The sequence below is a fragment of the Flavobacterium profundi genome, assembly GCF_006491645.1.
GTDB lineage: Bacteria > Bacteroidota > Bacteroidia > Flavobacteriales > Flavobacteriaceae > Flavobacterium > Flavobacterium profundi.
Map to the genome: position 1 here is coordinate 148935 of NZ_VDCZ01000011.1, position 15005 is coordinate 163939.

Here is a 15005-nt window from a genome sequence, read left to right on the forward strand (position 1 = left end):
TTCTATGAAACATCTTTTGACATTTTCAGCAAGTTTATTGCTTTTTTTTACTTCCTGTAACGATAAATTTTCAAAATTCGATGACGGAATGTATGCGGATATCGAAACAAATAAAGGAGATATTCTTGTAAAATTAGAGTTTGAAAAAACACCTATTACGGTTGCCAATTTCGTATCCTTAACAGAAGGAAAAAATCCGTTTGTTGCTGATGAATATAAAGGAAAACCTTATTATGATGGATTAACCTTTCACCGAGTTATACCCGATTTTATGATTCAAGGAGGTGATCCAAATGGTGACGGTTCTGGTAATCCAGGTTATAAATTTAAAGATGAATTTCACCCTGATTTAAAACACAATAAAGGAGGAATTCTTTCTATGGCAAATGCAGGTCCAAAAACAAATGGAAGTCAGTTTTTTATTACACATAAAGAAACGCCTTGGCTTGATAATGTACACACTGTTTTTGGCGAGGTAATGGAAGGAAAAAATGTAGTGGATTCTATCCAAATGAACGATACGATTCGCAAAATAACAATCATTAGAAAAGGGGCTGAAGCTAAAAAATTTGATGCTGTAAAAATCTTTAAAGACTATTACACTGTGGAAGCAGAAGTACAAAAGAAAGAAGCGGAAGAACAACGTTTGGCAGCTTTAAAAGTGGAAGCTACTGAAAAACTAAAAGCAGACCAAATTGCGAAACTGAAAGAAGAAGGTACCAAAACAAAATCAGGATTAATCTATCAGTTTTTGAATAAAGGAAATGGAGCAAAACCTAAAAAAGGAACTAAAGTATATGTAAATTATGCTGGTTTTCTTCAAAACGGACAATTATTTGATTCAAACTATGAAGAAGTATCTAAAATGTATGGAAAATTTGATTCTATGAGAGCACAACAAAACGGATATGTACCTTTCCCATTTGAATTTGGAAACAAACAAGGCTTAATTCCTGGTTTTATTGAAGGAATCGAATTGTTATCTTTTGGAGATAAAATCATGGTTTACATTCCTTCAAATTTAGGATATGGTGCTCAAGGAGCAGGTCATGTAATTCCACCTAATACAGATATCATTTTTGAAATAGATATTGTTGAAAATATGCCTAATTAATTTTAATACACATGAACACAAAAAAAATAGTAGTACTATTCACTTTATTATTTAGCTTCTTCTCTATAAATGCACAAAAAAATGAAGGATTATTTGCTGAACTTACTACTTCAAAAGGAAAAATATTATTACAATTAGAATTTGAAAAAACACCGGTTACAGTTGCTAATTTTGTTTCTTTAGCCGAAGGAAAAAACGCTTTTGTATCTGAACAATACAAAGGGAAACTATATTATGATGGTTTAAAATTTCATCGTGTTATAGCTGACTTCATGATTCAGGGAGGTGACCCACTTGGTACTGGTGGTGGTGATCCTGGTTATAAATTTGAAGATGAAATTGTTAGCGATTTAAAACACGACAATACAGGTATTTTATCTATGGCTAATGCTGGACCAGCGACCAATGGAAGTCAGTTCTTTATTACACACAAAGCAACTCCATGGTTAGATGGTAAACACACCGTTTTCGGACATGTAATCGAAGGACAAGAAGTTGTTAATAGCATCGCACAAAATGATGTAATTGAAAAAGTAACCATTATTCGTAAAGGTAAATTAGCTAAAAAATTTAAAGCTGAAAAAGTCTTTGAAAATTACATGAAAGAAAAAGAAGAAAAAGACAAAATAGAAGCTGAAAAAAGAAAAGCATTAGAAGCTAAATTTGCACAAACTATAGCCGACAAAAAGGCGTTTTTCGAAGCAAAAAGCAAGGAAGCAATAACTTTGCCTTCTGGTTTAAAATATGCCGTTATTCAAAAAGGTACTGGAGTAAAACCAGCTGAAGGAACACAAGTATTCATTCACTATGCCGGTTATTTTGAAGACGGTCGTTTATTTGACAGTAGCTACGAAGATATTAGTAGGGCGAATGGAAAATTTGATCAAAATAGAGCCAACGCAAATGGTTACGCACCTTTCCCTTTTCAATATGGAAACAAAAGTGGTTTAATTCCAGGGTTCCTTGAAGGTGTAAACTCGATGAGTTTAGGAGATAAAGTAATTCTTTTCATTCCTTCAGAACTAGGTTACGGAAAAACAGGTGCTGGTGGTGGTATCATTCCACCGAATACCAACTTAATTTTTGAGGTTGAATTATTAGAAAGTCAACAATAAATAAAAAAGCTCCAATCAAAAAATTGGAGCTTTTTTATTGTATTTCAAAACTACTACTTCGATTTTTCACCTACGAAATAATCACTTTGGTTTTTAAATAAAACATTAAAAGTGGTTAAACTACCATAAATTCTAGTAATATATTGTTGTAATTCAATCTTTTCATTTTGCTCCAAATTACTAGAATTAATTTTTTGTTCCATTACGCGTACTCGATCTCTCACCATTACAATTTTATTAAAAAAAGTATCAATAGGTACTTCTTTATTTTGAGTCGCTGTTCCTGGTTCTAAGATTAACTTACCACCTTTCCATTTGTCAGCTATAGAAACTTTAGGACCTATATCGCTATATTTTTCAAGAATTCCTTTTAGCATTTTTTCTACTTCAAACAAACTAACAGTATCTACCTCATCCTCTACTGCTTCAATTATTTCAATAGTTTCATCTAATCCAATAGTCTCTACTCCTTTTTCTATAAAGGTTACCCAATAATATTTTGAGGTTACATTTGTAACAACGCCTATGCCATGATCTTCGTGCTTAATTCGAGAACCAATTCCTAATAATTTCATAATATAAATAACTTTAAAACTCAAATATATTAAATTTGCAAGATAATTTTTATAAAATGAATTCAATAAACACAACCGATTTCAGATTTTCAATGACACTTCCTATTCGTTGGAATGATTTAGACCCTTTAAACCATGTTAATAATGTATTTTATTTTGAATATTTTCAAGTTGGTCGTGGCCACTACATGTTAGAAGCAAGTAAACAATGGGATTGGACTAAAAACATGTTTGTAATTGCCCACATTGAATGTGATTATTATAAAGAATTAAAGTTAACTGCTAAAGAACCAACGATTAAATTACGAACCTCATCTATAGGTTCAAAGAGTTTCGAAATTGAATATCTAATCACGAGTTTAGATAAGGAAAACAATGAAATTATTCATGCAAAAGGAAAAAGCGTACAAGTTTTAGTAGACATTTCTGTTGGAAAATCTGTTGAAATACCCAATTGGTTACGTGAAGACCTTACTCAATACGAACCCGTTTTAAGCTAATTTTTTTTGTACTAATTGCACTAATTTCTTTGGTGCAATAGTACAATATGCAGTAGTAATTGCATCATGAAATAAATCTTCATGTACGCTACTTAAATCTACAACTGTCCAACCTTGCTTACCCCATTCGTTTGGAACAGGAAAAATAGCATTGTCTTTTCCTGATGAAAACACATCTTGTTCTTCTAAGGATAATTTTAGTGTTATAGTATGATTCGAATGAGAATACGTTACAAAGATTTTCTTTTGTACTCGAAAAGAAATTTTCTCAAAATGTGGTGCTTCTTCTACTTCTGGAAAAGAAAAAACGTATTTACGTAAGCCTTCAATAGTAATCATCTTTGTTTAAATGTTTTTTTAAATTTACAAAAATTCGTTTATTCATTATACAAAGTATTAACATTTAATTCTGAATAAGGCTATTAGCTTTTATCCTTACAAATTGGTATCTTTGCGTTTTGCCAAAAAATTATGCTAAACACAGAAGAAACTATAGAAATTATTGGTGCGAGAGCGCATAATCTGAAAAATATTGATGTTGTTATTCCTCGTGAAAAATTAGTGGTTATAACCGGTTTATCAGGTTCTGGTAAATCTTCCTTAGCTTTTGATACTATTTATGCAGAAGGACAACGCAGGTATATTGAAACCTTTTCTGCCTATGCACGCCAATTTTTAGGTGGTCTAGAAAGACCTGATGTAGATAAAATTGACGGACTTTCACCTGTAATTGCTATCGAACAAAAAACAACCAGTAAAAGTCCGCGTTCTACTGTAGGTACGATTACAGAAATCTATGATTTTCTCCGATTATTATATGCGCGTGCTGCGGATGCTTACAGTTACAATACTGGAGAAAAAATGGTTTCCTATTCCGATGAGCAAATTAAAAACCTCATCATTGAAGATTTTCAAGGAAAAAGAATCAATATTTTAGCTCCTGTAGTGCGTTCTAGAAAAGGACATTATAGAGAGTTATTTGAACAAATTTCCAAACAAGGCTTTCTAAAAGTTCGTGTAGACAGACAAATTCGTGATCTAGAATTTGGCATGAAAGTCGACCGTTATAAAACCCATGATATCGAAATTGTAATCGATCGAATGGCAATTGAAAACAATGAAGAAACTGAAAAAAGATTAGCAGAAAGCATTAATACTGCCATGTATCATGGTGATGATGTTTTACTGGTAATCGAACAAGAAAGTCAAGAAGTACGTTTTTACAGTAGAAGTTTGATGTGTCCTTCTTCTGGAATATCCTATCCCAATCCTGAACCTAACAATTTTTCTTTCAACTCACCCAAAGGAGCTTGTCCAACATGCAATGGTTTAGGTGTTATTAATGAAATTAATTTAACTAAAATTATTCCTAATCCGAAAGCATCGATCAAAAGTGGTGGTTTTGCACCATTAGGAGAATATAAAAACTCTTGGATTTTTAAACAATTAGAAATTATTGCCCAAAAGTATAATTTCAAATTAACAGATGCTATCGATACCATTCCTGAAGAAGCCATGCAAATGATTTTGTATGGTGGAAATGAAAAATTTTCGGTAGTTTCCAAAGTAATGGGAATAACCAAAGATTATAAAATTGATTTTGAAGGTATTTCTAATTTTATAAAGAATCAATATGATGAAAGTGGCTCTTCTTCTATTAAAAGATGGGCTAAAGATTTTATGGATGAAAATACTTGTCCAGAATGTGAAGGTTCGCGTTTAAAAAAAGAATCACTTTACTTTAAGATTAACGGAAAGAATATTGGTGATTTAGTACAAATGGATATTTCTGAATTAGCTATCTGGTTTGCTGATTTACCCAAACATTTGTCGGAGAAACAAAGTACTATTGCTACTGAAATCTTAAAAGAAATTACAGCTAGGCTTCAATTTTTATTGGATGTTGGTTTAAATTATTTATCACTAAATCGCGGTTCAAAAACACTTTCTGGTGGAGAAGCACAACGTATTCGTTTAGCAACACAAATTGGTTCCCAATTAGTTGGAGTATTATATATTTTAGACGAGCCAAGCATTGGTTTACACCAAAGAGACAATGAAAGATTAATAAAATCTTTGGAAAGCCTTCGTGATTTAGGAAATTCAGTCATTGTTGTAGAACATGATAAAGACATGATTTTAGTAGCAGATCATGTAATTGATATTGGCCCAAAAGCGGGTCGTTTTGGTGGTAAAATTATCAGTGAAGGCACACCTAAAGAAATTTTATCGCACAATACCATTACAGCTCAATATTTAAATGGAAAAATGGAAATAGAAGTTCCAAAAACCAGAAGAGAAGGTAATGGAAAGGTTTTAAAATTAACAGGTGCTTCAGGGAACAATTTAAAAAATGTAACCGTAGAATTTCCATTAGGAAAATTAATCTGTGTCACTGGTGTATCAGGTAGTGGAAAATCTACTTTAATTAATGAGACTTTGTACCCCATTTTAAACGCTCATTTTTTCAATGCCGTAAAGAAACCTCAGCCTTACAAAAAAATTGAAGGTTTGGAACATATTGATAAAGTGATTGATATCGACCAAAGCCCGATTGGAAGAACTCCAAGAAGTAATCCTGCGACTTATACCGATGTCTTTTCAGAAATCAGAAACTTATTTACTTTAACTCCAGAAGCACAAATTAGAGGTTACAAACCCGGTCGTTTTAGCTTTAATGTAAAAGGAGGTCGTTGTGAAACCTGTGAAGGTTCTGGAGTACGAACTATCGAAATGAGCTTTTTACCAGATGTATATGTAGAATGTGAAACCTGCCAAGGAAAACGTTTTAACCGAGAAACTTTGGAAATTAGGTACAAAGGAAAATCCATTTCTGATGTATTAGAAATGACGGTTGACGAAGCGGTTGATTTCTTTGAAAATATACCTAAAATTTACCGTAAAGTAAAAACCATTCAAGATGTCGGTTTAGGCTATATTACCTTAGGACAACAAAGTACTACTTTATCGGGTGGTGAAGCGCAAAGGGTAAAATTGGCTACCGAATTATCAAAAAAAGACACTGGTAACACTTTTTATATCTTAGACGAACCTACAACTGGATTGCATTTTGAAGACATTCGAGTTTTAATGGATGTGATTAACAAATTAGTAGACAAAGGCAATACTGTTTTAATTATCGAACACAATCTAGATGTGGTAAAACTAGCCGATTATGTAATTGATATTGGCTACGAAGGTGGTAAAGGTGGCGGACAATTAGTAGCCAAAGGAACACCCGAAGAAATTGTTACAAATAAAAAAAGCTACACGGCTCAGTTTTTGAAAAAAGAATTATCTTAGCAGGCTTGTTTAATTTTAAAATACGAAAAGAAGATGGCAATAGATCAATACGAAAACGACGATCACAGAATACAAGAAAAGTTTAAACAAAAAACTTGGAACGAAATAAGAACGAATGACTCTTGGGCAATTTTTAAAATCATGTCTGAATTTGTAAATGGATATGAAGCCATGGGAAGAATAGGCCCTTGTGTATCAATATTTGGATCTGCACGTACAAAACCAGAAGACAAATACTATTTGTTAGCAGAAAAAATTGCTTATAAAATTAGTAAAGGTGGATATGGTGTTATTACAGGTGGTGGTCCTGGTATTATGGAAGCAGGTAATAAAGGAGCACATCATGGTGGTGGAACTTCTGTAGGTTTAAATATCGATTTGCCTTTTGAACAACATTTCAATCCATACATCGACAGAGATAAAAACTTAAATTTCGATTACTTTTTTGTTCGAAAAGTAATGTTTGTAAAATACTCCCAAGGATTTGTAGTAATGCCTGGTGGTTTTGGAACTTTGGATGAATTATTTGAGGCAATTACATTAATTCAAACTAAAAAAATTGCCAAATTCCCTATAATCTTAGTAGGTACCGAATTCTGGACTGGATTAATGGATTGGGTGAAAGCTACCTTATTAGATAAATTCCATAATATTAGTCCTGGTGATTTAGACTTGTTTACAATTGTAGATAACGAAGATGAAGTATTAGAAGCTTTAGATACTTTCTATAAAAAATACAATTTATCTCCTAACTTCTAAAAAATAAAGCCGACATCAAGTCGGCTTTTTTAATTTTAATTTTCTATAGGTTTCCCACTTGCTTGCCAATCGGTTATACCTCCATCTAAATCTATTATGGTAGTAAATTCCAAATCTTTTAATTGACTGCAAGCTCTACCACTTCTTCCACCCGATTTACAATATACTAATACAGGCTTGTTCTTATCTAAACCTTGCATTTTTTTTTCAAAATCTGGATCGCTAATGTTAATATTTATAGCATTTGGTAAATGACCAGAAGCAAATTCTTGTGGTGTTCGTACATCTATAAGTTGTACACCATCTTCTTTCATTTTTTCTTCAAAAATAGTTGCATTTACAACTTGAACCTTGTCGGTTTGTGATTTCACACAAGAAGTTGCCATAAAAAACAATAGCATAACCACACCAAATTTTATTTTCATCTTTGTATTGGAATTAAATTAATTAATGACCTATTAAAACCCGAAAATACAAAAATCAATTGAAATGAGATTGTATAATACTTACTAAATCTCTAGAAGAAACCACTCCCGATTGCCTCCACAACATTTTTCCTTGCTTGAATAAAATTAAGGTAGGCACTCCTCTTACACTAAATTCATTCGCTAAATCTTGGTATTGATCCACATTGATTTTTATAATTCGTACGGCATCTTTTAAAACACCTTTGGCTTCTTGTAATATTGGCGACATTGTTTTACATGGACCACACCATTCGGCATAGAAATCAACTAGAACCAATTCGTTTTGATGAATCAAATTAGAAAATTTTTCTATCATTTCTTTTTTTTGTAAAATTACTAAATCTTTCCCATTGTGGTTGTAATCAATGTTACACAAAACATTTCATGCTACATCTTACTTTTATTTTCAACCTTTTTTCAGTTGTATTGCATTCGAGAAAGAAAAGCTATAAATCAATAAAAATAGATTACGTACCTTTGCCAAAATTACAATTGCAATGAAGACATTTCTAGATTTCGATTTACCAAAATCACTACAAAAAGCTTTAGATGAATTGGGCTTTGTTAACCCAACACCCATTCAAGAAAAATCCTTTTCAGTGATACTTTCCGGACGAGATATGATGGGAATTGCGCAAACGGGTACAGGGAAAACATTTGCCTATTTATTACCTATTTTAAAACAATGGAAGTTCCAAAACACAGAATCTCCACGAGTTGTAATTTTAGTTCCAACCAGAGAACTTGTAGTTCAAGTAGTGGAAGAAGTAGAAAAACTAACGCAGTTTATGTCGGTTCGAACACTTGGTATTTATGGTGGAGTGAATATTAATACCCAAAGAAAAGACTTAGCACAAGGAGTTGATATTTTAGTTGGTACTCCAGGAAGAACCATGGATTTAGCTTTAGATGGTGTTTTGCGTTTTGATGCTTTACAAAAATTGGTTATAGATGAATTTGACGAAATCCTAAATTTAGGTTTTAGAATACAATTGACTTCTATTTTATCGATGATGAAAAGTAAAAGACAAAACATTATGTTTTCGGCAACCATGACAGAAGATGTAGATGATGTTTTAGATGAATTTTTTGAATTTCCAGAAGAAGTATCTTTAGCTCCAAGTGGAACACCATTAGAACAAATTACACAAAAGCTCTATCATGTTCCTAATTTCCTTACGAAAATGAATTTGGTGAAACATCTTTTAGCGACGGATGAAACAACCGAAAGAGTCTTACTTTTTGTGAATAACAAAAGAATTGTAGATGTTGCTTTTGAAATTTTAGAAGAAGAATTTCCTGGTCAATTTGGTGTGATTCATTCTAATAAGTCTCAGAACTATCGTTTGACCACCATGGCAAATTTTCAAAATTCTGAAATAAGAGGTATAATTACCACAGATGTTATGGCAAGAGGTTTAGACATTTCAGATATTACTCATGTTTTCAACTTACAATTTTCAGAAATTCCAGAACAATATATTCACAGAATTGGACGAACAGGTCGTGCCGATAAAGAAGGAATGGCAATTAGTTTAGTTGCCCCCTATGAAGAAGAGCAATTGTTAGCTGCTGAAATGCTTATGGATATGGAAATTGATGTTTTGAAAATGCCAGAAACTGTTGTTGTCGAAGAAAAGAAACTTGAATTTGAAAAAGACAAACGTAGATTTAAATCCATTGGTAAAAAAATAAATCTTGAAAACAAAGGAGCTGCATTTCATGAAAAGAAAGACAAAAATAAAAAAGTCAATTTAGGTGGCCCAAGCAAGACAAAACCAAGAAAAACGGCACCTAGAAACAGAGCAGCAGAAGCAAAAAAAGCAGCAAAAAGAAAGAAAAAATAAGAGATGGCTAACGATTTTTTTCAAGACCAACAATTTGCCGATATCGTTTTTCAAGAAGAGGATATTAAATTTAAAGAATACGAAAATTGCAATTTTATAGATTGCGATTTTAGAAGTTGCTTTTTTACAAGTGTCTATTTTATCGATTGTACTTTTACCAATTGCAACTTTAATGATACCAAGATCAACTATGTTTCATTAAGAGGTGTCGAATTTATGAAATGCGACTTTACGAATGTTAATTTTGCAATGACAGACCAAGTTATTTATGATTTCAACTTCACCGACTGCCTTTTAGATTACACCAAATTTTATACTTTAAAATTAAAACAAATTCGTTTTTCAGGCTGTAGTCTTGTTGCTGCAGATTTCATGAAAACCGACTTAACTGAAGCCATTTTTGATCATTGTGATTTAAGAAGAGCCGTTTTTATTGAAACCAATTTAAGTAAAGCTGATTTTACCACGAGTTTTAATTATGTTTTAGATCCGGAATTGAATAAGATAAAGAGAGCCAAATTTGCTCAAGAAGGTTTATCAGGTTTATTAGCCAAATATGAAATTATCATAAAATAATTTTTATCAAAATTTAGTTTCAATCTATTTATTTCTATTGATTTACGTTTGTACTGATTAAATTGTATGTTCTAGTAGTAAGTTATCAATTTTTTTTTTGTTAAATTTGAAAGAATAAGAGTTTAAAAAGTTGCTTTAACCCCAGACTATTTTTTAACTTTTCTTATAATAACATGCACTTAACCGATAAGAACAAGGTTTATACTCTTTTGAAAATGATTGAAGAAGTTCAGGATTATGCCATTATCCTTTTAGATAAAGAGGGTATAATTCAAAACTGGAATTCAGGAGCTAAAAAAATAAAAGGGTATCATTCCGATGAAATCATTGGTAAGAATTTCAGTCTCTTTTACACTCATGAAGACCAATTAAACAAAAAACATCTTAAATTATTAGAACAAGCTACAAAGAATGGCAGAGCATCCGATACAGGTTGGCGTGTAAAAAAAGACGGCACATGGTTTTGGGGTAACATCACCATCACGGCAATTCATAATGAAATGAATGAGGTTATTGGTTTTGGTAAACTAACTAGAGATTTAACCGAATTCAAAAAAAATGAATTGGCAAAAGCATTAAAAGCAAGAGAATTAAAAATAAAAGAACTGGAGCAGTTTACCTATATTGCCTCTCACGATTTACAAGAACCTCTTCGCACCGTTAGCAATTATATCCAAATTATCGAAGAAGATTATGGAGCATTCTTAGACCAACAAGGGAAAGAATATTTATCGATAATTGATCAGGCTGCCATGCGTATGAAAGCACTTGTAAGTGGCTTATTAGACCATTCTAGATTAGGTATAAAATCAAAAACTACTTCAGTAGACTTAAATGAAATCCTCAAAGCGACTTTAACCGATTTAAAATCTTTAATTGAGTCTAAAAAAGCAACGGTCCATTATCCAAAAAATTTACCCAATATAATCGGTTACAAAGTTGAATTACATCAATTATTTCTTAATTTAATAACCAATGCAATTAAGTTCACTAATGACAACATAGCACCTATAATTATCATTGGTTGCGAAAAAAGAATGAACCATTGGGAGTTTTCAATACAAGATAATGGCATTGGTATAAATTCTAAAAACTTTGATAAAATTTTCAATATCTTTCAACGTACAGAAGAAACTTTACATTATAAAGGTTATGGTTTAGGATTAGCCCATTGTAAAAAAATTGTTGAACTACACAATGGCAGGATTTGGGTAGAATCTGTAATTGACCAAGGTAGCACATTTTATTTTAATTTATTATCTCAAACCAATGAATAGACAATTAAACAGCATCATGCTAATTGATGACAGTAAATTTGATAATTTTTTTCATGAAAGAATTATTAAAAAAAGTGAGTGTGCCAAGGAAATCATTACCTATGAATCTGCAACTAAGGCTTTAGAATATTTAAAAAATGAGACTATTCCACCCGATTTAATTTTTTTAGATATTAATATGCCAACTATGAATGGTTGGGAATTTTTGGAAGCTTATGAAAAGTTAGAAAACGAATACAAAACAAAAGTTATTATCTCCATGCTCACAACCTCTTCTAATCCAGAAGATATTGCAAAAGCAAAAGAATTTAATCCTCCATTAAAAGAATTTAAAACTAAACCTCTAACTTCAAAAATTTTATCAAAAATTATTGAAGATTATTTTGAAAACGAAAAAGCAATTTAACCCATATAAAGTAAAAAAATAATGAGTTTCAATAAAGAGCAACAAGAAGAATTATTACAAATTCTAAAAAAACGTTTTGATAAAAATAAGCAACGTCATAAAGGAATGGCTTGGCAAGATGTTCAAGATAAGTTAGCCAAAAACCCTCAGAAATGTATTGCTTTACAGGCTATGGAAAGCACTGGAGGAGAACCAGATGTAGTTGCTTTTGACACTAATACAAAAGAATTTATCTTTTTTGATTGTGCTGCCGAAAGTCCAAAAGGCAGAAGAAGTGTTTGTTATGATAAAGAAGCACTTGATGCTAGAAAAGAATTTAAACCCAAACACAATGCAATTGATATGGCTTTAGAAATGGGAATTGAAATTTTAGATGAAGAACAATACCATTTTTTACAAAAATTAGGAGATTTTGACCAAAAAACTTCTAGCTGGTTGAAAACACCAAATGAAATTAGAAAATTAGGTGGTGCAATTTTTGGCGATTTTAGATACAACCATGTATTTATTTATCATAATGGAGCGCAATCTTATTATGCTGCTAGAGGTTTTAGAGGTTATTTAAAAGTGTAAAACTATTTTTACAACAGTACAATGTATATTAAATATTTAAATTACTATTTATGAATACAACTGATTGGATAGGGTTTATCGGTGTAAGTATATTGTTAGTTGCCTATTTTTTAAACTTAAGTAACTATTTAAAAAAGAAAAGCATCGTTTATCTTTTCTTAAATTGCTTGGGTGCTGGTTTAGCTTGTTTTGCTTCCATTCTTCTCGATTATTTACCTTTTATTCTACTCGAAGCTTGCTGGACGTTAGTCTCATTAGTTGGCCTTTTAAAGGTTTTTTTTAAAACCAACGAGCCAAAAGATTTTTTCTAATTTAGAAAGCCTTTAAATTAAATAACTCCTGTTTTTTGAACAATAATAAAATATATTTTTGTTAAAACTTAACCATATGACAAGAAAAGAACAATTACTTTTTTGCGAAAAATGCACCCATCGTAAAATGGATCTTAACCAAGGTATTTTATGTAATTTAACTAATGAAAAAGCAACATTTACTTCAACTTGTACCGATTACAACGAAGACCTTTCGATTGAAGCAGCCAATCAAGAAGAAAGAATTATTTATCATTCTGATTTAAGTGAAAATTTTTCAGAAAAACACATTGAAAGATTTAAATCAGAGCAAAATTTTTCACTTGGTGTTATTTTATCCTTATTAGCAGGAACCATTGGAGCAATACTTTGGGCTTTAATTACAGTCGCTACCAAATTTCAAATTGGCTATATGGCAATTGCAATTGGAGCTGGAGTTGGGTTTACTATGCGATACATTGGTAAAGGAATTGATCAAAAATTTGGAATTGCTGGAGCAATAGTTGCTGTTTTTAGTTGTGCTTTAGGAAACTTACTCAGTATTATTGGCTTTATTTCTGAATACCAAGAACTTTCCTTTTTGAATACTTTATTGTATATGGATTATTCCTACATTCCTCAGTTAATGAAAGAGGGTTTTAGTTTTATGGATGTATTCTTTTATGCTATAGCTGGTTATGAAGGTTATCGATTTTCATTCCGAGTATTTAAAAATGAAGATTTTATCAATTAAAATAAAAAAATCCCAAGGAGATCTTGGGATTTTCATTTCTCATTACTGTCTGTTTGTTTATAATGAAAATTTAATTTTAGATAATAACTAACTCTAAAAAAATATTGTAAAAAGTTTTATTAATCGCTTTGATGAGTATTAAAACGTATTTTTTTTATATTTATTTTATTGAAATGTATTTTTTTTATATTTTTTTTTAGAAATAAAAAAAGTTGCAAGAAATTCCTTGCAACTTTTAAGGATTTTAAATAGATAATTTATTTTATACTAGGCACTTGAACCATTTCATCAACATCTGCTAAATAATCTACTCCATCAAAACCAAAACCAAATAAATTTAAAAAGTCCTGTTTATAACCTGATAAATCTCCTAATTCAACTAAAGTTTCTGTTGTTGATTCGTCCCATAATTTTGCAATTCGATCTTGAACATCACTTCTCATTTCCCAATCATCAATACGTATTCTACCTTCTCCATCTGTAGGTACAGGTTTTCCAGTATACAATCTATCTGCATACAAACGTTGGATTTGTTCAATACAACCTTCATGAATTCCTTCCGCTTTCATGATCTTGTATAATAATGAAATATATAACGGTATTACGGGTATAGCTGAACTAGCTTGAGTAACCAAAGCTTTGTTTACGGAAACATAGCCTTTACCGTTGTAATCTTTTAATTTTTCAGTTATTTCGAAAGCGGTTGCTTCTAAATGGTCTTTTGCTCTACCAATAGTTCCTTTTCTGTATACTGCTTCAGTAACTTCAGGTCCAATATATGAATAAGCAATAGTTGTAATTCCATCAGCCAAAACGTCAGCTTCTTTCAAAGCATCGATCCACATGGCCCAATCTTCACCACCCATTACTACAACTGTATTTGCGATATCTTCTTCTGTAGCAGGTTCAATAGATACTTCACTTACTTTTCCAGTATGAAAATCAACAGTTTTATTTGTAAATGTTTTACCAATTGGCTTTAAAGTTGAACGATGTAAAACTCCTGTATCTGGATGTAAACGTACTGGTGATGCCAAACTATAAATAATTAAATCTACTTGACCTAAATCAGATTTAATCATATCTATAGTTTGTTGCTTCACTTCTTTTGAAAAAGCATCTCCATTAATACTTTTAGCATACAAACCTGCTTTATGTGCTTCCTTTTCAAAAGCAGCAGAATTATACCATCCAGGAGAAGCAGTTTTACCTTCCATAGGCGGTTTTTCAAAAAAAACACCTATAGTAGAAGCGTTTGAACCAAAAGCACTTGTAATTCTTGAAGCTAAACCAAAACCTGTAGAAGCACCAATTACTAAAACACGTTTAGGTCCATGAATTGCTCCTTTAGACTTAACATAGGCTATCTGATTTTTTACATTTTGCTCACAACCCACTGGATGAGCTGTTAAACAAATGAATCCTCTCATTCTAGGTTCTATTACCATC

Annotated in this window: 17 protein-coding genes; 12 read left to right on the top strand and 5 right to left on the bottom strand. The window is 31.5% G+C overall.

Annotated features, from left to right (window positions below; genetic code table 11):
• Positions 1-4: 4 nt before the first annotated feature.
• On the top strand, positions 5-1114 hold the full coding sequence (locus tag FHG05_RS14195; RefSeq protein ID WP_140998764.1) for a peptidylprolyl isomerase: 1110 nt from the start codon (positions 5-7) through the stop codon (positions 1112-1114).
• A gap of 11 nt (positions 1115-1125) precedes the next feature.
• Entirely contained in the window at positions 1126-2229 is a 1104-nt protein-coding gene (locus FHG05_RS14200) for a peptidylprolyl isomerase (RefSeq protein ID WP_140998765.1), read from the top strand.
• Positions 2230-2282: 53 nt separating this feature from the next.
• Here the strand turns inward: FHG05_RS14200 and FHG05_RS14205 are convergent, their stop codons facing one another.
• Complete coding sequence (locus FHG05_RS14205) at positions 2283-2804, bottom strand: hypothetical protein (protein ID WP_140998766.1); 522 nt, start codon at positions 2802-2804, stop codon at positions 2283-2285.
• A gap of 56 nt (positions 2805-2860) precedes the next feature.
• Between FHG05_RS14205 and FHG05_RS14210 the strand changes: the two genes are divergently transcribed.
• On the top strand, positions 2861-3304 hold the full coding sequence (locus FHG05_RS14210; RefSeq protein ID WP_140998767.1) for an acyl-CoA thioesterase: 444 nt from the start codon (positions 2861-2863) through the stop codon (positions 3302-3304).
• On the opposite strand, the gene FHG05_RS14215 is transcribed toward FHG05_RS14210, so the two are convergent.
• Positions 3296-3643 carry an MmcQ/YjbR family DNA-binding protein gene (locus FHG05_RS14215; RefSeq protein WP_140998768.1) on the bottom strand — a complete coding sequence of 116 codons (348 nt, stop codon included), beginning with the start codon at positions 3641-3643 and terminating at the stop codon, positions 3296-3298. The two genes, FHG05_RS14210 and FHG05_RS14215, sit on opposite strands and share 9 nt — an antisense overlap.
• 132 nt (positions 3644-3775) lie before the next feature.
• Here FHG05_RS14215 and uvrA point away from each other — a divergent pair, with 132 nt between their 5' ends.
• Positions 3776-6607 (top strand): excinuclease ABC subunit UvrA, encoded by a 2832-nt coding sequence (uvrA, locus tag FHG05_RS14220; RefSeq protein ID WP_140998769.1) that lies wholly within the window; start codon positions 3776-3778, stop codon positions 6605-6607.
• A 33-nt stretch (positions 6608-6640) separates the two neighbouring features.
• Positions 6641-7366, top strand: a complete 726-nt coding sequence (locus FHG05_RS14225; protein WP_140998770.1) for an LOG family protein — start codon at positions 6641-6643, stop codon at positions 7364-7366.
• A 35-nt stretch (positions 7367-7401) separates the two neighbouring features.
• On the opposite strand, the gene FHG05_RS14230 is transcribed toward FHG05_RS14225, so the two are convergent.
• On the bottom strand, positions 7402-7791 hold the full coding sequence (locus tag FHG05_RS14230) for a rhodanese-like domain-containing protein (RefSeq protein ID WP_140998771.1): 390 nt from the start codon (positions 7789-7791) through the stop codon (positions 7402-7404).
• Between the two features lie 55 nt (positions 7792-7846).
• Complete coding sequence (trxA, locus tag FHG05_RS14235; RefSeq protein WP_262710455.1) at positions 7847-8167, bottom strand: thioredoxin; 321 nt, start codon at positions 8165-8167, stop codon at positions 7847-7849.
• A 163-nt stretch (positions 8168-8330) separates the two neighbouring features.
• On the opposite strand from trxA, the gene FHG05_RS14240 reads away from it, so the two are divergent.
• The 7 genes from FHG05_RS14240 to FHG05_RS14270 all read left to right on the top strand — a co-directional run bounded on the left by FHG05_RS14240 (position 8331) and on the right by FHG05_RS14270 (position 13556).
• A complete protein-coding gene (locus tag FHG05_RS14240; protein ID WP_140998773.1) occupies positions 8331-9680 on the top strand; it encodes a DEAD/DEAH box helicase in 1350 nt (449 codons plus the stop codon).
• A gap of 3 nt (positions 9681-9683) precedes the next feature.
• The gene (locus FHG05_RS14245; RefSeq protein ID WP_140998774.1) at positions 9684-10256 is read left to right on the top strand and encodes a pentapeptide repeat-containing protein; all 573 of its coding nucleotides are present in this window, start codon (positions 9684-9686) and stop codon (positions 10254-10256) included.
• 215 nt (positions 10257-10471) lie between these two features.
• A complete protein-coding gene (locus tag FHG05_RS14250; protein WP_198172270.1) occupies positions 10472-11533 on the top strand; it encodes a PAS domain-containing sensor histidine kinase in 1062 nt (353 codons plus the stop codon).
• Positions 11526-11939: a response regulator gene (locus tag FHG05_RS14255; RefSeq protein ID WP_140998776.1), complete on the top strand. Its 414-nt coding sequence runs from the start codon at positions 11526-11528 to the stop codon at positions 11937-11939. The genes FHG05_RS14250 and FHG05_RS14255 overlap by 8 nt, the downstream gene beginning before the upstream one ends.
• A 21-nt stretch (positions 11940-11960) precedes the next feature.
• The gene (locus FHG05_RS14260; RefSeq protein WP_140998777.1) at positions 11961-12512 is read left to right on the top strand and encodes a DUF4256 domain-containing protein; all 552 of its coding nucleotides are present in this window, start codon (positions 11961-11963) and stop codon (positions 12510-12512) included.
• Positions 12513-12562: 50 nt separating this feature from the next.
• A complete protein-coding gene (locus FHG05_RS14265; RefSeq protein ID WP_140998778.1) occupies positions 12563-12823 on the top strand; it encodes a CBU_0592 family membrane protein in 261 nt (86 codons plus the stop codon).
• A 76-nt stretch (positions 12824-12899) separates the two neighbouring features.
• Positions 12900-13556 (top strand): hypothetical protein, encoded by a 657-nt coding sequence (locus tag FHG05_RS14270; protein WP_140998779.1) that lies wholly within the window; start codon positions 12900-12902, stop codon positions 13554-13556.
• Between the two features lie 257 nt (positions 13557-13813).
• On the opposite strand, the gene fabV is transcribed toward FHG05_RS14270, so the two are convergent.
• The gene (gene fabV, locus FHG05_RS14275) at positions 13814-15004 is read right to left on the bottom strand and encodes an enoyl-ACP reductase FabV (RefSeq protein ID WP_140998780.1); all 1191 of its coding nucleotides are present in this window, start codon (positions 15002-15004) and stop codon (positions 13814-13816) included.
• Position 15005 lies beyond the last annotated feature (1 nt).